We start from the raw sequence: 19385 nt of genomic DNA, 5'->3' as shown, positions 1-19385 counted from the left end.
GCCGGCGGCCCGTACGCGCGGCGCCCCGGCCCGCGGGGAGTGCGGGTCCGGGGCGCGCGGTGGTGCGGCGGGCGGGCGGTCAGCCGGTGACCGTGATCGCGGCGGCGGGGCAGATGGCCGCCGCCTCGCGGACCGCGTCGTGGAGCGCGGTCGGCGGCTCCGGGTCGAGGACGACGACGATGCCGTCCTCGTCCCGCTGGTCGAAGACGTCCGGCGCGGCCAGTACACAGCTGCCGGCGCCGCAGCACTTCTCCTGGTCGGCGTGGATGCGCATGGTTCTCCCAAGGGGTGCGGTACGTAACGGGGGTGCCCCGTCAGGGCGTTGGGGTGCGGGTCGGCTCTACCAGGCGACGGGCAGCGAGTGCACCCCGTAGATCGCCATGTCGCCGCGGAACGGGATCTCCTCGTACGGCACCGCCAGCCGCAGGTCCGGCAGCCGGCGGAACAGCGTCTCCACGGCGATCTGCAGCTCCACACGGGCCAGCGGCTGCCCCAGGCACTGGTGGACGCCGAAGCCGAACGCGACATGGCGGCGGGCGTCCCGGGCCACGTCGAGCCCATCGCCACCGGGGAAGACCTCGTCGTCCCGGTTGGCGGTGCTGATCATGCACAGCACGCCCTCGCCGGCCCGGATGGTGCGGTCGCCGACCACCACGTCCTCGGTGGCGACGCGCGGAACGCCGTTGTGCACGATCGTCAGATAGCGCAGCAGTTCCTCGACGGCGCCCTTGACGAGCGCGGGCTCGGCGCGCAGCCGGGCGAGCTGCTCGGGGTTGCGCAGCAGGGCGAGGGTGGACAGCGCGGTCATGTTGGCGGTGGTCTCGTGCCCGGCGATCAGCAGCAGGCGGCCCAGCGCGGCGATATCGCCGTCGGCCAGTTCGCCGCGCGCGACCAGGCGGCTGACGATGGCGTCGTCCGGCGCCTCCCGCTTGGCGCGGGCCAGCCGGGTCAGGTACTCCAGCAGCTCGTCCAGGGCGGCCCGGACCTCCTCGGGCGTGGAGCGCAGCGAGAGCAGGATGCGGCTGCGCTCCTGGAAGAAGTCGTGGTCCTCGTAGGGCACGCCGAGCAGCAGGCAGATCACCAGGGACGGCAGCGGCAGCGCGAAGTCGGTGACCAGGTCGGCGGAGGTGCGGCCGGCGGTCATCCGGTCCAGCAGGTCATCGGCCAGGCGCTGCACCTCGGGGCGCATCGCCTCGACCTTCTTGACCATGAAGTCGGCGGTGAGCATCCGGCGCAGCCGGGCGTGCTGCGGGTCGTCCATGCGCAGCAGGGTCGGCTTCCCGGCGGCCACCTCGCGGGCCCCGGCGGTCAGGAACGGGAAGCCGGGGCGTTGGGCGTCGGCGCTGAAGCGCGGATCGCCGAGGACCGCGCGGACGTCCTGATGGCGGGTCACCAGCCAGCAGGAGGTGCCGTCCCAGAGGGTCGCGCGGGTGACCGGCTCGCCGCGGGCGGCATCGGTGATACCGGGAGCCGGGTCGAACGGGCAGCCCGGGGCGCGGGTGGCCGGGAGGGTGAGGGGGGTGGGGGGTGCGGTACGTGCTGCGGTCGTCATGCGGCCGGTCCTTCCGCGTGGGACTTAGTTACCTAAGTTAAGCAACTAAGTAGCCACGCTAACCCAGGCGCGGCGGGCGAGGGAAGGGCGGAGCCCGGCCGCCGCGAGGTTGGCCGGAACCGAACGGGGCGCGGGGGCCCGGCCCTTGGTACGGGAGCGGGTGGGTCGGGGGGCCCGGCTCCCGGGTGGGGCCGGGCGGTGCGTGGTACCCGGATCCCGGTACGGAACGCGCCCGATCCGGGGACCGGTGCCCGCTACAGTGCCTGCATGCCGGACCCCGTACCCGACCAGGACGCGACCGCCGCACTGCACAAGGTGCTGGCCACGCTGTCCTATCTGCTCACCCGCTCGCGGGCGCACGAGCACCAGGCGAGCCAGGCGGGCATCACGGCCGGCCGCTCCGACCTCTACCTCCTGATGGCGCTGGAGGACAGCGGCGGGGTCAGCCGGGTCGGCGACCTGGCGGCCCAGATGATGGTCGAACCGCCCCATGTCACCCGGCAGATCGGCCAGTTGGAGGCCCAGGACCTCGTCGAGCGGACGCCGGACGAACTGGACCGGCGGGCCCGCAGGGTCGCGATCACGCCACTCGGCAAGGCCGTCCTGGAGAGCTTCCAGGAGGCCCGGCTGGCCGGCCTGCGCCAGGCCCTGAGCGACTTCGACGACGCGGAACTGGCCACGACCCGGGCCGTCCTGGACCGCCTGGTGCGGTACGTCCGGGAGAAGCACGGGGAGGAGGCGCGGGGGAGGGGGCGGGGGGCTTAGTGGGGGCCGGGTCCGGGGGCCTGGGCTTTCGGACCGGCTCCGGGGGCGTACGCGCGGGGGCCCGGCCCCTGGGGCGTACGGCCGGGGCCCGGCCCCTGGGGCGTACGCCCGGCCGCCGCGCCCCGGTTGCGCGTTACTCGATCTCTACGCGGCCGCCGCGGGCCGTACCCCCCGAGCCGTTGCCGCCGGCCGGCGAACCGGACCCGGACCCGCCGGACGAGCCGTTCGCGCCATCGGCGGAGGCGGACCCGGGCGCGGGCGGCGTGCCGAGGTTGCGGCGTACGGAGTCCAGGATGGTCAGGCCCTGGCCGACCAGGCCGGCGGCGATCTCGCCCAGGCCGTCCGCGCCGTTGAGCACGTTGACGTTCGCGCCGGAGAGGCCGGCCGCGGCCTCCTTGACGATCTGCGGGAGCTGGTCGATCAGCATCCGGTCCAGCGCCACCCGGTCGTACGAGGCGGCCGCCTCGGCCTGGATCTTCATCCGCTCGGCCTCGGCCAGCGCCAGCAGCCGGATCCGCTCGGACTCCGCCTCCGCGGGTTTGACCACCTCGGCCACCAGCTCCTGCTGGCGCAGCCGGGCCCGCCGCTCGGCCAACTCGGTCTGCGCGGCGAGCACTTCCTGCTGGGCGTGGGCCTGGGCGAGCGGTCCGGCCTGGGCGGCGCGGGCCTGCGCGCGGTCCACCTCGGCGGAGTACTCGGCTTGCACGACCGCGGTCTGCCGCTGGTACTCGGCCTGATTGCGGGCCGCCTCCTGCTGGGCCTCGACGGCCGCCTGGGTGGCCTGCGCCTGGGCGATCTGGGCCTGCCGCTGGATGGCGGCCTTGTGCGGGGCGGACATCGCCGCGATGTAGCCGGTGTCGCCGTCGTCGATGGACTGGATCTGGAGCGAGTCCACGATCAGGCCGATCTTGGCCATCTCGGTCTTGGAGGTCTCCAGCACCTCGGTGGCCAGTTTCTGCCGTTCGGTGACGATCTCCTCGACCGTCATCGAGCCGATGATCGAGCGCAGGTGGCCGGCGAAGATCCGGCCGGTCAGCACCGACATCTGGTCCTGGTCGGAGAGGAACCGCTGCGCGGCGTTGACCACGCTCTCGGTGTCGTTGCCGACCTTGAACGCGATCACCGCGCGGACCGTCAGCGCGATGCCCTGGCGGGTCACGCACGTCTCGGCGACCTCCGCCTCGCACATCGCCAGGGTCAGGAAGCGGACCTTGCGGAAGATCGGGAGGACGAACTTGCCATGGCCGGTGACCACGCGGAACGGTGCGCCACCTTGGCCACGCCTGCCGCCCGAGATCAGCATGGCTTGATCGGGGGCGGGAACGCGGTAACCGAACATCGTCTGTCTCCTCAACCGGCGTCGCCGGCATCGCCGGGCGGCGCGTCCAACGGATCAGCCCACTCCATGACGTCGACCTGACGCGTGCCCCGGGAGTCGATCACGAGCACGGTCGCCCCCACCGGAAGGGGCTCGGCGGACCAGGCCAGGAAGGTCTCCGAACCGCCCCGGATCCGCACCAGGACCTCACCGGGTCCGGCGGCGCCGCGCGTGGCGATCAGCAGCACACCGGTGCAGCCGACCACAGCGTCATCCCGGGCCATCGACCGCTGCCTTCCCCCGTCGCGTTCCTGGATTCCGACCATAGCGCTCCGGCGCCCGGGGGCCTACGGCGGGAGGACGGCGAGTTGGGGGGTTGGTGGGGTCGGTGGGGTTGAGGAGGGACGCGGGAGGGGGCGGGCGTCGGGGCCGGCCCCCGCCTGGGCCGCCGGGGGCGCCCCGCCCGTGGCGCATCGGCTCATCGGGCCATCGGCTCATTTACGGCGGCCCGCCGTACCCGGGAGCGACCCCAGCAGCAGCCAGACCAGCGCGGCCAGCCCGCCCGTCACGGCCAGCGCCAGGGTCAGCGCGTGCCCGTAGGCCGCGACGTCGTGGTGCGCGGCCGGGCCCAGCGCCCCGTAGAAGACGACCCCGACGACGGCCACCCCGACCGCGCCGCCGACCTGCTGCCCGGTGGCCAGCACCCCGGACGCCATCCCGGTCTCCTCGGGGCGGACGGCGGCGAGGACCGCGTTCAGCAGGGGCGTGACCAGGAGGCCGTTGCCGGCGCCTACCAGGGCCAGGGTCGGGACCAGGTCCCAGGGGGTCAGCGCGGCCCCGGCCCCGGTGGCCAGCGCGATGGTCGAGCCGAAACCGAGGAGGACGAGCAGGGCGCCGGCCCGGAGGACCCGCCGCCCGTACCGGGCCAGCCGCCCGGCCAGCAGGCTCGTGGCGAGAAACACCGCCGCGAACGGCGTGTAGAACAGCCCGGCACCGAGCGCGTCCTGCCCGAGCCCGTCCTGGAGGGTCAGCGAGAAGATCAGGAAGAAGGAGTTGATGCCCGCGTAGGCGAGCAGCACCAGGGCCATCCCGACCGCGAACGGCCGGTGCCCGAACAGCCGCAGCCGCACCAGCGGCTCCCGCCCGGCCGCCGCCACCCGCCGCTCCACGAGGACGAACGCCGCCAGCGCCGGCACCGTGGCGGCGAGCCCGGCCCACGTCCACCAGGGCCAGCCCGCGGACCGCCCCTCCACCAGGGGCACCACCAGCAGGCCCAGCGCCAGGGTCAGCACCCCGGCGCCGGCCAGGTCGGGCCGCTGCGCCTCCGGGGCGCGCGACTCGGGCACGTACCGGGCGGTGAGCGCGACCGCCGCCACGCCCACCGGCACGTTGATCCAGAACACCGGCCGCCAGGACGACCCGAAGAGGTCCGCCGCGACGAGTACGCCGCCGAGCAGCTGCCCGGCCGCCCCGGCGACCCCGATGACCGCGCCCAGCGCCCCGAACGCCCGGGCCCGCCGCGCCTCCGGCACCAGCACCCGCAGCAGCGCCAGGACCTGCGGGAACATCGCCGCCGCGGCGAGCCCCTGCACCAGCCGGGCGGCGATCAGCGCGCCCGCCCCGGGAGCCAGCGCACACCCCGCGGACGCGACGGTGAACAGCCCCATGCCGTACTGGAACAGCCGCTTCCGCCCGAACCGGTCACCGAGCCGCGCCCCGCTGATCAGGGCGATGGCGTACGTCAGCTGGTAACCGGCCAGCACCAGTTGGACATCGGCGTCCGACGCGCGCAGGTCCGCCTGGATGGCGGGCGCCGCCACCAGCACCACAAAGGTGTCGAGGACGGCCATGAACGCCCCGGTGAGCACGAGCGCGAGGGCGCCCCTGGGGGCGGCGGGCGCGCCACCGGGAAGAGGGGGGCGAGGGGGCTGGGCACCTGGCTGCCCGGGAAGAGGAGGACGAGCGGAACGGGCGCCGGCAGCGGGGGACGCGGCGGTCCGCTCCACCCCGGAATAGCGGGATCTCTGAACCATGCGGCCACGCTCGCGCAGCCCCGAACGCCCGTACAGAGACCGATTATGCTGGTGTTTCCGCTACCACCGAGCGCGCGCACGGGCCGCGTCCACGGGAGAGTCCATGGCCGACCAGGACCGGCGCCGCGCCCTCGCCGAGTTCCTCCGGGCGCGCCGCGAGCGGCTCACCCCCCAGGAAGCCGGCATCCTGCCCGGCCCCCGTAGGCGGACCCCCGGACTGCGGCGCGAGGAGGTCGCCCAGCTCTCCGGTGTCAGCGTCACCTGGTACACCTGGCTCGAACAGGCCCGCGACATCGGCGTCAGCCGCCAGGTGCTGGCCAGCCTGGCGCGCGCCCTGATGCTCAGCTCCGTGGAGCAGCGCCATCTCTACGCGCTGGCCGGCGAACGACCCCCGGAGCAACCGCCCGCCCCCGGCCCCGGCCCCGCCCTCCAGCGCCTCGTGGACGCGCTGGACCCGCACCCGGCCTACCTCCTCGACGCCAACTGGGACTTCGTCGCCTGGAACCGCGCCGAGGCCGGCCTGATCGGCGACCCGGCCCATCTGGCTCCCGGCGAGCGCAACCTCCTCTGGCTGGTCTTCACCGACCCGGTGATGCGGACCCTGCTGGCCGACTGGGAGGGGCAGGCCCGGGACCTCGTCGCCCAGTTCCGGGCCGATGCCGGCGAGCGGTTCGACGACCCGCGCCGCGACCGCCTGACCCGCGAACTGGCCGCCCGCAGCCCGGAGTTCGCCACCTGGTGGCAGGCCCACCACCTCGCCGCGCTCACCACCACCCGGCGCACCTTCCACCACCCCCGGGCCGGCGCCCTGACCTTCGACTACGTGAAGCTGGCGGCCCTGGACGCCCCCACCGTCAAACTCTTCGCCTGCATGCCCGCCGACCCCGGGACAGCCGGCAAACTCCCCCTCCTACTGGACGGCTGAGTCCCCCCGCGCCCCGAAGATGCGCCGCTCCTCCGGCCCGATCGGCACGTCGTGGATCCCCGCCTCGCGCCGCCGCGTCAGCCCCGACTCATCGAACTCCCACAGCTCGTTGCCGTAACTCCGCCACCACTGCCCGGCCGCGTCCCGGCTCTCGTACTCGAACCGCACCGCGATCCGGTTCCCGGCGTACGCCCACAGCTCCTTCCGCAGCGCGTAGTCCAGCTCCCGCGCCCACTTCTGCCGCAGGAACGCCACGATCTCGGCGCGCCCGGTGAGGAACGTGTCCCGGTTCCGCCACACCGAGTCCTCGGTGTACGCGAGCGCGACACGTTCCGGATCCCGGGTGTTCCAGGCGTCCTCCGCCGCCCGCACCTTCTGCCGCGCACTGTGCTCGTCGAACGGCGGGAACGGAGGCCGGGGCTCTGACATGGCACAACTCCTGACTACGGGACGCGCGGTGCACGCGCCGAGAAACGGTCGATGCGACGAGACGAGAGCGGGAGAACGGGAGAACGCCCGTTCTCTCACCCTGCCTCGCTACCCTAGAGAACGATCGTTCTCCACGGAAGGCCCCACCCTGTGACGGACACGGACACGGACACGAACCCCGACGCACGGGACATACGCACCCGCATCCTCGACGCCGCCGAGAAGCTCTTCTACGAACGCGGCATCCAGGCCGTCGGCATGGACCAGCTCCGCGCCGCCGCCGGCGTCTCCCTCAAGCGCCTCTACGGAACGTTCCCCGCTAAACAGGACATCGTCGCGGCCTACTTGCACCGCCGCGACACACGCTGGCGCGCCGCCCTCGCCGCCCATGTGGACGCGCACGCGCCGCAGGACGCCACCGACCCGGCCGACCCCGCCCGCGTCCTCGCCGTCTTCGACTGGCTGGCCGCCTGGTTCGCCACCCCGGACTACCGCGGCTGCGCCTTCCTCAACGCCTACGGCGAACTGGGCGCCACCGCACCGCATATCGCCCGCGCCGCCCGCGACCACAAACGCGCCCTGCGCGCCTACCTCACCGACCTCGTCCGCCCCCTGGGCCACCCCGACCCCACCCAACTCGCCGCCCAGCTCGCCCTCCTGATCGACGGCGCCATCACCGAAGCCGCCCTCTCCGCCACCCCGCACGCCGCCACCACCGCCCGCGCCGCAGCCGAGTCCTTGCTCGCCCGCCCGCACCCGACACCACGCGCTTGAATGGAAAAGTAACTCCCAGCCGGTTTATTACCCGGGCAGGTCCGCGGGCGCCCGGCGGCGTTGTCAGTGCCGTATGCCACAGTGGATCCAGCACCACGAGCAGGGCAAAATCAGGTCGGTTATGAGCAGGACGGTAACGGGGGGAGGGACTCGCCATGCCTTTGGCGGAGGAGGTAGCGGCGTTCCACGAGGGGCGGCCGAATCCAGCCGCACTGATCGGTGAATTCCGGCGCACGGCCGTGATACTCCCGATCGCCGATGACGCCTTTCTCAGTTCCGAGTTGGACGGAATGCGGTGGCTTTACGCATTCAGCGACGAGGACGCCTTGTCCCGTTTCGCGGCGGACCGGGGGAGTGCGCCCGGGTCGGACTGGCAGTACGCCACCGTCCTCGGCGCCCGAGTCCTTGACGTGCTGATCCCGGCCATCGAGGGCCCGACGGGCGTGGCCCTGGACGCCGGCAGCGCGCAGGGCATGCTCTTCCCGCCGGTGTCCGGAATAGTCCCGGACCGGGTCGCGGTGGACCGCGGCACACCGGACAGCGCCGCACCTGACGGTGGCAGACCGGGCACCACGTACGTCTAGGGGGAACGTCATGGGCCTTATGGAAGGAAACGGCTACCAGCTGGAGCCGGAGGCTTTCGAACAGCTCACCAAAGGCATAAAAGCCGCGACGAGCGAATTGAAGGAGCTGGGCTTCGATATCGAGGCCCAACTCGGCCGCGGATTCGACAGGTTGTCCCTGGACGCCGTCGAGTGCGGGGACGACGGTCTGGCCGAGATCTTCTCGTCCTTCTGCGAGCGCTGGGGCTGGGGCGTCTACCACCTCATGCAGGACGCCAACGGTTTCTCCAAGCGGCTGGGGATCACCGCCGGTCTCTACTACGAGCAGGAGCAGTACGGCTCCGACATCCTCAAGCAGGCCGCGAACGCCGCGCTCGGCGACCCGACCAAGTCGGCGGAGGAACTCCACCGGACGTCCTGGAACGGCATCAAGAACGACATCGGCAACACCTTCACCCCGGACTGGGACCCGAATTCGCAGGCATCCCGCGAGTCCTACCAGCGGACCTACGACGCCGCGCGGGAGTTCGGGCACGACGTCACCTCGGTCCCGGACCGCCTGATGAACGGCGGCAAGGACCCGTCCGAGACCGAGGCGGAGCTTGAGGGACCGGGGCAGCGGCACGGGGGTAGCGACAAGTGAACTGGCTCGGGGACGGCATCAACAAGATCTCGGACGGGATCGACGCGGTCACGGACGCCGTGGAGCGCGGTGCCGGTGAGGTGGTCGAGTTCGGCGCCGACAAGCTGGGCGACGGCCTGGAGGCGATCGGCGCGGACGGCGCCGCGGAAACGGTCCGCTCCGGCGGTGACAAGCTCGCCGGCGCGCTCGGCGCCCACGTCGACGAACGGCAGCTCGGCGAGACCGACGACCCCACCCAGATCATCCACGGGGACGTCGAGAAGCTCAACGAGACCGTCTCCCACCTGAAGGACTTCGCCGCGGCGTTCAACCGCGTCGCCGACGGGATGCGCAAACTGGGCTCCGCCCAGCACTGGAGCGGCAAGGCCGCCGACGCCTTCCGCGAGGCGTTCGATATGCACCCCAAGCAGTGGATGCACGCCGCCGACGCCTGCGACGACGCCTACAACGCCCTGAAGGGGTACGCGGAGACGGTCTCCTGGGCGCAGGGCCAGGCATCCGAGGCGATAGAGAAGTACCGCCGGGCGGAAGAGGACCGAGAGAACGCCCTGGAGACCTGGAAAGCGCAGGCCACCGCGTATGTGGCGCAGGCCGAGCGCTACCAAGCCGCGGTCGATCAGGGCCAGGATCCCGGCCCGCAGCCCACCCCGCCCGGCGATTTCGTGGACCCGGGCGCCGAGGGCCGCGAGGCCGCCCAGGACATGGTCAAAAGCGCCCGCAGCCAGCGCGACGAGGCCGCCGAGCGGGCGCGCAACGCCATCAAGGGCGCCCTGGCGCACGCCCCCGAGAAGCCGCAGTTCACCGACCTGGCGGGCGCGGGCCTGAAGGACGGCGCCCAGGCATTCGCCCTCGAGCATCTGCACCTGGCGGGCGGGATCGCCAAGGCGGGCATCGAGACGCTGAAGCTCGCCCGCACCGTCAACCCCGCGGACCCCTACAACCTCACCCACCCCGTCCAATACTTGAGCAACGTCTCCACCACCCTCCTCGGGCTGGGCCGATCCGCCCTGCACCCCGTCGAGATGGCCAAGGGCATGCTCGGCTCCGGCTGGGGCAGCGACCCGGCCGAGGCGTACGGAACGCTTCTGGGGAACCTCGTCGGGAGCAAGGGAGCCGGCGGGCTTGCCAAGGCGGCGGTGAAGACTGGAGCGAAGGACGCGCTCAAGGGAACGGCGCGCAACGCCGTCAAGGAGGGCGGCCAGCGGACGATCCGCGACCGGCTGCGCACCGGCTGGTGCAAAACGTTCGGCAGCGACCCCATCGACATGGCCACCGGCCGCATGATCCTGCCGCAGACGGACGTCAGCCTGCCCGGCAGCCTCCCGCTCTCCTTCACCCGCACCTTCGAGTCGTCGTACCGCACCGGCCGCTGGTTCGGCCGGACGTGGATGTCCACCCTCGACCAGCGCCTGGAGATCGACGCCGAGGGCGTCATCCTCATAGGCGAGGAGGGCAACTTCCTCCTCTACCCGCACCCCGCCGTCGGCGTCCCCACGCTCCCCCTCGAAGGCGACGGCGCGCCGCTCTCCCGCACCCCGGACGGCGACTACTTCCTCGTCGACCCGGTCACCGGCGTCCGCCGCTACTTCACCACGTACAGCGAGAACGTCGCCCTCCTCGACGAGATATCCGACCGCCACGGCAACCACCACACATTCGACTGGACCGAGGACGGCCTCCCCACGGCCATCACCAGCAGCGGCGGCTACCGCCTCCTGCTGACGACCGAGCGGACCGGCTACGGGGCCGCCGACGGGACCGGCGACGGCACCCCCGAGGGCGCCCGCATCACCGCGCTCCACCTGGCCGGTGCCGCCCCCGACGGCGGCGACCAGCTCCTCGCCACCTACGGCTACGACGCCTTCGGACACCTCACCACCGTCACCAAGCCGTCCTGCGACCGCCCGCTCCGCTTCACCTACGACGACGCCGGCCGCATCACCTCCTGGACGGACACCAACGGCAGCAGCTACACCTACGCCTACGACGAGGCCGACCGCTGCGTCTCCCAGGGCGGTATCGCCGGCCACCTCCGCGCCCGCTACGTCTGGGGCGACCCGGACCCGGAAACGGGCCTGCGCACCAACCGCTTCTACAACTCGCAGGACCGGCTGACCACGTACCAGGTCAACGACCGCCACCAGATCGTCGCGACCACCGACCCGACCGGTGCCACCACGCGCACCACCCGCGACACCAAGCACCGCGTTCTCTCCAGCACCGACCCCCTGGGCCGCACCACCCACTTCGCCTACGACGACGCGGGCCGCCCGGTGCTGGCCACCCTCCCCGACGGCACGACCTCCACCACGACCTACGACTCCCACGGCAACCCCCGCACCGTCACCGGCCCCGACGGCGCCACCTGGACCCACACCTACGACGCCCACGGCCACCGCGTCGCCACCACCGACCCGGCCGGCGCCACCACCACCTACACCCACGACCCGCGCGGCAACCTCGCCACCGTCACCGACGCCCTCGGCAACACCACCCGCATCACCTGCAACGCCGCCGGCCTCCCCGTGGCGGTCACCGACCCCCTGGGCCACACCACCCACTACGCCCGCGACGCCTTCGGCCGCACCACCTCCGTCACGGACCCCCTGGGCGCCACCACCCACCTCCAGTGGTCCACCGAAGGAAAACTGCTCTCCCGTACGGACCCCACCGGCGCCACCGAGACGTGGACCTATGACGGCGAGGGCAACCGCCTCACCCACACCGACGCCGTGGGCCAGACGACCCACTTCTCGTACACCCACTTCGACCTGCTCGCCGCCCGCACCGATCCGGACGGCGCCCGCTACGAGTTCGCCCACGACACCGAACTCCGCCTCACCCAGGTCACCAACCCCCAGGGCCTCACCTGGAATTATTCCTACGACCCCGCCGGCCACCTGATATCCGAATCCGACTTCGACGACCGCGTCCTGACCTACGCGTACGACGCGGCGGGCCAGCTGGCCTCCCGCACCAACGCCCTGGGCGAGGTCACCACCTACACCCGCGACGCCCTCGGCCGCATCACCGAGAAGAACGCCGCCGGACTGATCACCACCTACGAACACGACTCCGCCGGCCAACTCCGCCAGGCGGCCAACCCCGACGCCACCGTCACCTACACCCGCGACGCCCTCGGCCGCGTCCTGACCGAAACGGTCAACGGCCGCACCATGACGTTCACCTACGACGTCCTCGGCCGCCGCACCTCCCGCACCACCCCCACCGGCCACCACACCACCTACACCTACGACGCAGCCGGCAACCGCACCGGCATGAACATCGCCGGCCACCCCCTGACCTTCGCCTACGACGCCGCCGGCCAGGAACTCACCCGCACCATCGACAACTCCCTCCACCTCACCCACACCTGGGACCCCACCGGCCGCCTCACCACCCAGTCCCTGTCAGCGGCCCCCACCACCCCCACCCACACCACCGACCCCACCGGTACCGCCCAGGCCGGGGCCCACCAGATCCTCCACCGCGCCTACACCTACCGCCCCGACGGCCACCTCACCGCCCTCCACGACTCCCACACCGGCCGCCGCACCTTCGACCTCGACCCCGCGGGCCGCGTCACCGCCGTCCACGCCACCGACTGGACCGAGACGTACGCGTACGACGCGGCAGGCAACCAGACGTACGCGGCGTGGCCGGACTGTCGCCCGAACCCCTCAGCCCGAGGCACCCGCACGTACGAGGGCGCCCGCATTGTGCGCGCAGGGCGTATGCGTTACCAGTACGACCTCCTGGGGCGCGTAACTCTTCGGCAGATGAGCCGTATATCCCGGAAGCCGGACACTTGGCGCTACGCGTGGAATTCGGAAGATCGCTTGACGTCGGTCACTACGCCTGACGGTTCTGAGTGGCGGTACCTCTACGATCCCTTGGGTCGCCGCCTAGCCAAACAACGCCTCGCCCGAAGCGGGGCAACCATTGCTGAACTGATCGAGTTCAGCTGGGATGGCGTAACCGTAACTGAACAGTGCAGCCAGAAGTCAGGCTCTTTGGGGAGAATCTCGCTCACTTGGGACTACGGGGGTCTCATCCCCCTGAGTCAAACCGAGCGCAAGTTCGCGCCGAGCCACCTCTCGGACGGTGATGCCCCGCTACTTGCTGAAGCAAGATTCTTCGGCGTTTTTACTGACCTCGTTGGGAGGCCATCGGAGCTCGTCGACAAAACGGGCAATATATCTTGGAGGTCTCGGGCAGACCTGTGGGGTGCCGCTACGTGGCTTGAGAGTGCAACTGCCTATACGCCGTTGCGGTTCCCTGGGCAATATTTCGACAGTGAAACCCAGCTGAACTATAACCTTTCTAGATATTACGAAGTTGAGACCGGTAGGTATATTTCTGGTGATCCGCTGGGTATAATTCCGTCCCCGAATCCGACTTCCTATGTGGCAAATCCAGTCATTCAGATGGACCCGCTTGGACTATTTTCCTGTGAAAGTTCAAAGGGTCGGGTAGATGCCGAAGGCAAGGGGAGCGGAAAGAATATTTTCGCCAGTGATCTAAGTCATGTGACTGGCGATACAGCGAGGAGTCGTAATCGTGCGCTTGAGTCGATACTCAAAGAGGACTTTCACGATCTCCGATTGGCCTTTCGGCCGCAATACAGTCCGTGGGCGGGGCATGGGATATCTTCGCATGGCAGGGGGACGCACATAGGTCCTCACTCCTTTGACTCCCGCCGGAACCTGCGAGATACCATTGTTCACGAAGAATTGCATCACCGCTGGTGGAATAGAGGCTTGTTCCAGAGGCATCATCCTCGTGATGGGACGGGCACTTCACAACAATTCTATGAGATCGTGCATCGCTACATGCGAATGAGGGGATGGGAATGATTTTTCAGTCTGCGGCGTACAAGTTCCCTTGTGGTAGGTGCGGTGGAGTGGCGTCCGGAGTGGCTACCGAGTCGCTCGTTTACGGCAGGCACAGGTGGGACGTCGAGGGTGCGTGTGAGGTGTGTGGGAGTTCGCAGCACATGGGTGGCGGTGTGCCGATTCCTAGTGATGTGCGTAATGCTCTCCTCTTGGAGAACTCGGAGTCGAGAATTTCCCTGGCCAAGGGTAGTGAAGTTGGGGCTGTGCTCCTCAAGGTTTTTCGGCAGCTGGACGGGGGCACTCTCGCAGAGGTGAAAGAGTCGGCGCGTTCATTCCGCGAGAGCGGCAGGTCGGGAACCAAGATTGAGGTCGAAATAGTCAGAAGGGCGCTGGGTGAAGCAGGTGTAGAAACTGTTGTTGTACACCCGGAAACCGACTGACGCGGCGGTCACCTGAACTTAAGGGCTTGGGCGCGTCGCTAGTTCGTAACTGAATTCTCGGCATTGGGTCAAAGCGCGCCGAGTCACCAACTTGCCGCCAGGTAAAGGTATTTCAGCCCGAAGAAACCACATGGTAATTTCGATAAGTAACCGCAAGAGGAGAGCGATGAGTCTCGAGTGGGTCTAGCGCGGCGTCCCTTCGGTGGCATCGCATGCGGCATTGACGCGTTAATTCGGTGGAGGCTGATAGGAACGCCCGCCAGGGCCTGAACGGTCTAGGTGTTCAGAGCGCATCTACTCACGTGGGCGGGGAGCGGCGGCGTCAGTGTGGCGGCGGCGCCGTCGTGGGGCGAGGGACACCACTGTGGAGCTGGCTCCGGTCTCCGCAGGTGCCCCTCGTTGTTTTGTCCTTCGGCTCGGCGATCGTTTCAACTATAAAAGGCAGGGGAGCGCGGTCGGCTTCATAGAGCCCATGTCGCGGAAGATGGTAATGCTGCGTGCCGCTGATGGAAGATTCTGGTCGGCGTGGCGACTTAGCGACAGGCAGTTTATGGATATTATCCATAAGGGGTTTTTGTGGTGATTGGTGACGCTGTGAGCCGGTCAGGCGTGGAGTTGGCGGGCAGAGTTCTCTCTCCTGGTGGCGACTACAGGGCGGATTGGCTGGCCGACGGGGATAAGCAGGTGTCCCCATTCTTTCTCGGTAAAGGGCTGACCGTGGAGCTGCGGCATCGCATGGTTGCCGGCTGCCGTGCTGGTGGGGCAGCGGGGTTGTTTGCGGTGTCATTGCAGTCGAATCGAATCGACAATTCGACTTCCGTTATGCCGCTGGGCGAGTTCCTGGAGCGAGGACTGACAGATTTTTCGGACCGCTTTTTGGTCGTTTCTTCATCGTTTGATGGTGCCATGCTCTCTACTGTGCAAGGGTGCGTCCTCATTGCCGGCGATTCTCGCTTCATGAGGAGTGCGGTTCCGGAAGGTGTCGACCAGGCGCGCGCAGAATTTGCTCGGTATGCCAAAAAACTGAAAGACAAGCTGCCCGGGCTTATGTGTATTGCCAGGGAATTCGGGCCCAGGAAAGGCGCATGGAAGAGGTCTGAGGATGTTGCCGAGGGGAGTGGCACAGCGGAGCAATTGAACCTCATGCGAGCCTTTGTGGCAGGGTCTTTGTCGGCGCGAGAATTTGCTACTGGCTGGCTCGATGCGCGACGTCGCGCTATGAATGAAGGGGATCGTGTTATTTCCCCTTTGGCGGTCGCGCTCGACGAGGTTTTCTCTGCCCTTGAGGATTATTCGATTGATCCAGTTTTGAGGGACCCGGATGATCTGACCGACGAAGAGCTTGTTGAGCGGGTTCGGGAGATCACAAATCGAATGGATTCCGTGTAGAGTAAACCTCGGGTTTCGGTGGCCTGTCAATGCATCGGAAGCGAGGCCGCTTGTTTCTCTCTTGCCTGCGGCGGGGCGGGTGGTGCCAAAAATCCCGTGCGGATCAGCGGCAGTGGCGGCTATTGGGTTCGTGAGCGCTGGTACCTAGCATTTCTGAGTGTGCACACTCATGTGCAGCTTGGCTGGGTGCAGTTGGCTGGCGGGTATGGAAGAGATGCAGTTGCCGGAGGGTGGGGAGCGGGGCTCGCGGGGGTGGGTAGCGCCGTTGGTTTCGAGTGTGGCCACGGTAGTTGCAGGAGTCTTCGCGCTTGGTGTGCTCGGGTTCTCGGCTATGGCCTGTGATGCGTGCAATGGGGGGAAGGCGCATGAGTTCGATGCCAGTCTGGTGATGGCCATGACCGTGCTGAAGGTCGGGTTCTTGGCGCCGGCAGGGATGTTGGCGGTGGCTTGGGGGTCGGGGGAGCCGCGGCATGCCGGACGCAGGGCGATACTGGCGTTGATGGCGCCGTTGGCGGTTGTGGTGCTGTTTGTTCTCTGCATGGCCATGGTGGATTGGCCGTGATGTGGGAGTTCGAGAAGGATGAGCCGACGCCGTATGCGTTGGTTGCTCCGGGGGTTTCGACGGCCCTGGCGGCGAGGTTGCGGTGATTCACCGCGTTGAGGGTCGGCTGCGCGGTGCTGGCGCCGCTCGCTCTCGTCGGGGATTTCTGGGTGTATGACTCGCTTGTTGAGGCGTGGGGAGTATGCGGGGCCGGCTGGTATGCGCTTGGTGCCCGGTTGGTTCGTATGCGGGAGAGGGGTTTTGTGGGGCGGGAGGGCGCGGGCGTCAGCGGTGGCTCAGGATGTTGATGACGCGGCCGTTGGGGTCGCTAACGAAGAATCGGCGGACGCCCCATTCCTCGTCCTGCAAAGGGTGGATGATCTCTGTGCCGCTTACCCGCATGAGCGCGTAGGCCGCGTCCACGTCGTCGACCTCGATGCTCAGGTCGGGGGTGACGGGCGCGGTTTTGTCGCCGGTCATGAGGCTGATCTGGGCGGCTGGGGCGGTCGGGGAGGCGAGGGTTGTGATCCAGCCGTGGTTCATGACCTCGTGGAAGCCCAGGAGGCCGTAGAAGTCACGGCTCTCCTGGGCGTGGGCGGCGTCTGAGTGGATGTTGGGTACGACGCGGTGGACGGCCATGGGGGACTCCGAGGGAGAGCGGGTGGGTGTCTCTTTGTCGGCTCTCAGGAGTACTACGGATGGGCCGGCGCCGTGGGGGTTTCGGGTGCGGGCTAGGTGAGGGTCGCGGCCAAGGTGTCCAGGGCGGAGGTGAGTTCGGGTTCGGTGATGGTGAGGGCTGGGGCCAGGCGGATGGTGGAGCCGTGGGTGTCCTTGACGAGGATGCCTTTGGCCAGGAGGCGTTCGCTGAGGGTGCGGCCGGTGCCGAGGGCGGGGTCGATGTCGATGCCGGCCCAGAGGCCGCGGGAGCGAAACGCGGTGACGCCCTTGCCGAGGAGGTCGGTGAGGCCGGCGTGGAGGACCTTGCCGAGGGTGGTGGCGTGGGATTGGTATTCGCCGGTGGTGAGGAGGTCGATCACTGCTGAGCCGACCGCCGCGGCCAAGGGGTTGCCGCCGAAGGTTGAGCCGTGCTGGCCCGGGCCGAGGACGGACATGACCTCGCGGCGGGCGACGACGGCGGAGACGGGGATGATGCCGCCGCCGAGGGCTTTGCCGAGGAGGATGACGTCGGGGACGACCCGTTCGTGTTCGACGGCGAGAGTGGTGCCGGTGCGGCCCAGGCCGGACTGGATTTCGTCGGCGATGAAGAGGCAGTTGGCGCGGGTGGTGGCGGCGCGGACGCCGGCGAGGTAGCCGTCGTCGGGGATGAGGACGCCGGCCTCGCCCTGGATGGGTTCGATCAGGACGGCTGCGGTCGTGTCGTCGAGGGCGGCTTCGAGGGCGGGCAGGTCGTTGTACGGGACGGTGCGGAAGCCGGGGGTGTACGGGCCGAAGCCGGTGCGGGCGTCGGGGTCGTCGGAGAAGCTGACGATGGTGGTGGTGCGGCCGTGGAAGTTGCCGCCGGCCACGACGATGGTGGCCTGGTCGGTGGGGACGCCCTTGACGTCGTAGGCCCATTTGCGGGCGAGTTTGATGCCGCTTTCGACGGCCTCGGCGCCGGTGTTCATGGGGAGGACCATGTCCAGGCCGGTGAGGTCGGCGAGGGCCGCGGCGAAGCCGGCCAGGCGGTCGTGGTGGAAGGCGCGCGAGGTGAGCGTGAGCGCGTCCAGCTGGCGGTGGGCGGCCTCGATGAGGGCCGGGTGGCGGTGGCCGAAATTGAGCGCCGAGTAGCCGGCCAGCATGTCGAGGTAGCGGCGGCCCTCGACGTCCTCGACCCAGACGCCCTCGGCGCGGGAGATGACGACGGGGAGCGGGTGGTAGTTGTGGGCGAGGACCGGGGCCTCGGCCTCGATGAGGGCGGCCGAGGAGCGGCGGGTTCCGGTGGGTGCGGTGGTCATGGGCGGAGCTCCTGGGTGCAGCACTTGATGCCGCCGCCGGCCTTGTGGAACTCGGAGAGGTCGACGGGGACGGGGACGTAGCCGCGGGCGGCGAGCTGGTCGATGAGGTGCGTCGCCCGGGGCGCGATGAAGACGTGGCGGCCGTCGGAGACGGAGTTGAGGCCGAAGGCGAGGGCGTCCTCGCGGGTGGCCAGGACGGCGTCGGGGAAGAGGGCGCGGAGGACCTGGCGGCTGCCGGGGGAGAAGGCGTCCGGGTAGTAGGCGACGGTGGGGCCACGGCCGGGGCTGGCGACGCTGTTCCTGGTGAGGGCGCCGGCGTCGGTCCTGTGGTCGGCTTCGGCTTCGAGGCCGTCGTCGAGGACGAAGAGGGCCGTGTCCAGGTGGTAGAAGTGCGGGTCGGTGAGCTGGAGGCTGATCACCGGGAGGCCGAAGAACTCCTGGACCTCGGCGTGGGCCGCGCGGGAGGTGCGGAAGCCGGTACCGGCGAGCAGAAGGCCGCCGACCGGGACGAGGTCGCCCTCGCCCTCGCAGACCGATTCCGGCCGGTAGACGTCGTAGCCGGCAGCCTTGAACCAGATCTCGTACTCGCGGGACTCCGGGCGGCGCTGCGGCGCGTGGAAGAGCGAGCCGAAGGCGCGGCCGCCGACCACGACGGCGGAGTTGGCGGCGAAGACCATGTCGGGGAGGCCGGGTACCGGCTCGATGGTCTCGGTGGTGTGGCCGTGCTCCCGATAGGCGCGGACGAGGTTTTCCCACTGGTGGAGGGCGAGGGCCGGATCGACCTCGGTGCCCTCGCGCATCCAGGGGTTGATGGCGTACTCGACGGCGAAGTGGGTGGGCCGGCAGAGGAGATAGCGCCGGGCGCGGGCGGTGCGGCGCGCCGTGCTCAGGGGCGCGCCGCCGGGCTGGGTGGTGGGCACAGAAAGGGACCTCGCTTCCTGCTGTGGCGCGGTGGCGCGGTCGCGCTGGGGGCGCCGTGACGCGGTGACGCCCTGACGTGGCGGACGTGGCAGACCTCGCGGACGTGGTGGTGTCACGTTCCGTCAGGGGTCGTCACCTGGTGCGTCCACGGTAGGGAGCGGCGGTTTCCGGTCACAAGAACGGAATGCTGCGCGCAGGCGCAGGAATGCGGCCTGTGCGAGGCGGTTACCGCTGGTTTCCTGCGCGGTTGGGGGACTGGGGACCGAGTCGGGCGCGGGAGGCGGGGGTCCGGGCTGTCTCTT

The 19385-nt window shown here is 69.7% G+C and carries 18 protein-coding genes; 9 read left to right on the top strand and 9 right to left on the bottom strand.

The features are described from left to right. Nucleotides 1-79: 79 nt before the first annotated feature. A complete protein-coding gene (locus tag ADL22_RS18020) occupies nt 80-274 on the bottom strand; it encodes a ferredoxin (RefSeq protein ID WP_066980230.1) in 195 nt (64 codons plus the stop codon). Between the two features lie 66 nt (nt 275-340). After that, entirely contained in the window at nt 341-1552 is a 1212-nt protein-coding gene (locus ADL22_RS18015; RefSeq protein ID WP_066980227.1) for a cytochrome P450, read from the bottom strand. Nucleotides 1553-1819: 267 nt separating this feature from the next. Here ADL22_RS18015 and ADL22_RS18010 point away from each other — a divergent pair, with 267 nt between their 5' ends. Continuing rightward, the gene (locus tag ADL22_RS18010) at nt 1820-2317 is read left to right on the top strand and encodes a MarR family winged helix-turn-helix transcriptional regulator (protein ID WP_066980223.1); all 498 of its coding nucleotides are present in this window, start codon (nt 1820-1822) and stop codon (nt 2315-2317) included. Between the two features lie 133 nt (nt 2318-2450). On the opposite strand, the gene ADL22_RS18005 is transcribed toward ADL22_RS18010, so the two are convergent. The 3 genes from ADL22_RS18005 to ADL22_RS17995 form a co-directional block, all read right to left on the bottom strand. Next, nucleotides 2451-3656 carry an SPFH domain-containing protein gene (locus tag ADL22_RS18005; RefSeq protein WP_066980221.1) on the bottom strand — a complete coding sequence of 402 codons (1206 nt, stop codon included), beginning with the start codon at nt 3654-3656 and terminating at the stop codon, nt 2451-2453. An 11-nt stretch (nt 3657-3667) separates the two neighbouring features. Beyond that, entirely contained in the window at nt 3668-3919 is a 252-nt protein-coding gene (locus tag ADL22_RS18000) for a hypothetical protein (RefSeq protein WP_066980218.1), read from the bottom strand. Between the two features lie 210 nt (nt 3920-4129). Continuing rightward, nucleotides 4130-5503, bottom strand: a complete 1374-nt coding sequence (locus tag ADL22_RS17995; RefSeq protein ID WP_066980214.1) for an MFS transporter — start codon at nt 5501-5503, stop codon at nt 4130-4132. Nucleotides 5504-5771: 268 nt separating this feature from the next. Here ADL22_RS17995 and ADL22_RS17990 point away from each other — a divergent pair, with 268 nt between their 5' ends. Continuing rightward, nucleotides 5772-6593 carry a helix-turn-helix transcriptional regulator gene (locus ADL22_RS17990; RefSeq protein ID WP_066980208.1) on the top strand — a complete coding sequence of 274 codons (822 nt, stop codon included), beginning with the start codon at nt 5772-5774 and terminating at the stop codon, nt 6591-6593. Here the strand turns inward: ADL22_RS17990 and ADL22_RS17985 are convergent. After that, nucleotides 6579-7022, bottom strand: a complete 444-nt coding sequence (locus ADL22_RS17985; RefSeq protein WP_066980205.1) for a nuclear transport factor 2 family protein — start codon at nt 7020-7022, stop codon at nt 6579-6581. The two genes, ADL22_RS17990 and ADL22_RS17985, sit on opposite strands and share 15 nt — an antisense overlap. 150 nt (nt 7023-7172) lie before the next feature. Between ADL22_RS17985 and ADL22_RS17980 the strand changes: the two genes are divergently transcribed. The 7 genes from ADL22_RS17980 (at nt 7173) to ADL22_RS17960 (ending at nt 16228) form a co-directional block, all read left to right on the top strand. Beyond that, nucleotides 7173-7796 carry a TetR/AcrR family transcriptional regulator gene (locus ADL22_RS17980; RefSeq protein ID WP_066980201.1) on the top strand — a complete coding sequence of 208 codons (624 nt, stop codon included), beginning with the start codon at nt 7173-7175 and terminating at the stop codon, nt 7794-7796. Nucleotides 7797-7951: 155 nt separating this feature from the next. Continuing rightward, nucleotides 7952-8380: an SseB family protein gene (locus ADL22_RS17975; protein WP_066980198.1), complete on the top strand. Its 429-nt coding sequence runs from the start codon at nt 7952-7954 to the stop codon at nt 8378-8380. 10 nt (nt 8381-8390) lie between these two features. Continuing rightward, on the top strand, nt 8391-9002 hold the full coding sequence (locus tag ADL22_RS17970) for a hypothetical protein (RefSeq protein WP_066980195.1): 612 nt from the start codon (nt 8391-8393) through the stop codon (nt 9000-9002). Further along, a complete protein-coding gene (locus tag ADL22_RS17965) occupies nt 8999-13858 on the top strand; it encodes a putative T7SS-secreted protein (protein WP_066980192.1) in 4860 nt (1619 codons plus the stop codon). Before ADL22_RS17970 ends, ADL22_RS17965 begins: the two co-directional genes overlap by 4 nt. 188 nt (nt 13859-14046) lie before the next feature. Further along, nucleotides 14047-14277, top strand: coding sequence for a hypothetical protein (locus ADL22_RS35420; RefSeq protein WP_159048686.1), 231 nt, complete (start codon nt 14047-14049; stop codon nt 14275-14277). A 576-nt stretch (nt 14278-14853) separates the two neighbouring features. Beyond that, the gene (locus tag ADL22_RS34020) at nt 14854-15666 is read left to right on the top strand and encodes a colicin immunity domain-containing protein (RefSeq protein ID WP_079064231.1); all 813 of its coding nucleotides are present in this window, start codon (nt 14854-14856) and stop codon (nt 15664-15666) included. A 205-nt stretch (nt 15667-15871) separates the two neighbouring features. Then, entirely contained in the window at nt 15872-16228 is a 357-nt protein-coding gene (locus tag ADL22_RS17960) for a hypothetical protein (protein WP_234430753.1), read from the top strand. A gap of 264 nt (nt 16229-16492) precedes the next feature. Here the strand turns inward: ADL22_RS17960 and ADL22_RS17955 are convergent, their stop codons facing one another. The 3 genes from ADL22_RS17955 to ddaH all read right to left on the bottom strand — a co-directional run bounded on the left by ADL22_RS17955 (nt 16493) and on the right by ddaH (nt 19082). Continuing rightward, nucleotides 16493-16846, bottom strand: a complete 354-nt coding sequence (locus ADL22_RS17955; protein WP_066980189.1) for a VOC family protein — start codon at nt 16844-16846, stop codon at nt 16493-16495. 92 nt (nt 16847-16938) lie between these two features. Then, nucleotides 16939-18162 carry an ornithine--oxo-acid transaminase gene (rocD, locus tag ADL22_RS17950; protein ID WP_066980187.1) on the bottom strand — a complete coding sequence of 408 codons (1224 nt, stop codon included), beginning with the start codon at nt 18160-18162 and terminating at the stop codon, nt 16939-16941. Further along, nucleotides 18159-19082: a dimethylargininase gene (ddaH, locus tag ADL22_RS17945; protein WP_107116329.1), complete on the bottom strand. Its 924-nt coding sequence runs from the start codon at nt 19080-19082 to the stop codon at nt 18159-18161. Before ddaH ends, rocD begins: the two co-directional genes overlap by 4 nt. Nucleotides 19083-19385 lie beyond the last annotated feature (303 nt).

The sequence above is a fragment of the Streptomyces sp. NRRL F-4489 genome (assembly GCF_001509485.1).
Taxonomy (GTDB): Bacteria; Actinomycetota; Actinomycetes; order Streptomycetales; family Streptomycetaceae; genus Streptomyces.
Note: the sequence above shows the minus strand (reverse complement) of the source record. Positions and strands in the feature narration are given on the sequence as shown.

Excerpts from the sequence above, each read along its gene's own strand:
- ADL22_RS18020 (WP_066980230.1), bottom strand. The coding sequence starts at position 274 with ATGCGCATCCACGCCGACCAGGAGAAGTGCTGCGGCGCCGGCAGCTGT.
- ADL22_RS17990 (WP_066980208.1), top strand. The coding sequence starts at position 5,772 with ATGGCCGACCAGGACCGGCGCCGCGCCCTCGCCGAGTTCCTCCGGGCG.
- ADL22_RS18015 (WP_066980227.1), bottom strand. The coding sequence starts at position 1,552 with ATGACGACCGCAGCACGTACCGCACCCCCCACCCCCCTCACCCTCCCG.
- rocD (WP_066980187.1), bottom strand. The coding sequence starts at position 18,162 with ATGACCACCGCACCCACCGGAACCCGCCGCTCCTCGGCCGCCCTCATC.
- ADL22_RS17960 (WP_234430753.1), top strand. The coding sequence starts at position 15,872 with ATGGAAGAGATGCAGTTGCCGGAGGGTGGGGAGCGGGGCTCGCGGGGG.
- ADL22_RS18005 (WP_066980221.1), bottom strand. The coding sequence starts at position 3,656 with ATGTTCGGTTACCGCGTTCCCGCCCCCGATCAAGCCATGCTGATCTCG.
- ADL22_RS17955 (WP_066980189.1), bottom strand. The coding sequence starts at position 16,846 with ATGGCCGTCCACCGCGTCGTACCCAACATCCACTCAGACGCCGCCCAC.
- ADL22_RS17970 (WP_066980195.1), top strand. The coding sequence starts at position 8,391 with ATGGGCCTTATGGAAGGAAACGGCTACCAGCTGGAGCCGGAGGCTTTC.
- ADL22_RS17985 (WP_066980205.1), bottom strand. The coding sequence starts at position 7,022 with ATGTCAGAGCCCCGGCCTCCGTTCCCGCCGTTCGACGAGCACAGTGCG.
- ADL22_RS18000 (WP_066980218.1), bottom strand. The coding sequence starts at position 3,919 with ATGGCCCGGGATGACGCTGTGGTCGGCTGCACCGGTGTGCTGCTGATC.
- ADL22_RS17975 (WP_066980198.1), top strand. The coding sequence starts at position 7,952 with ATGCCTTTGGCGGAGGAGGTAGCGGCGTTCCACGAGGGGCGGCCGAAT.
- ADL22_RS18010 (WP_066980223.1), top strand. The coding sequence starts at position 1,820 with ATGCCGGACCCCGTACCCGACCAGGACGCGACCGCCGCACTGCACAAG.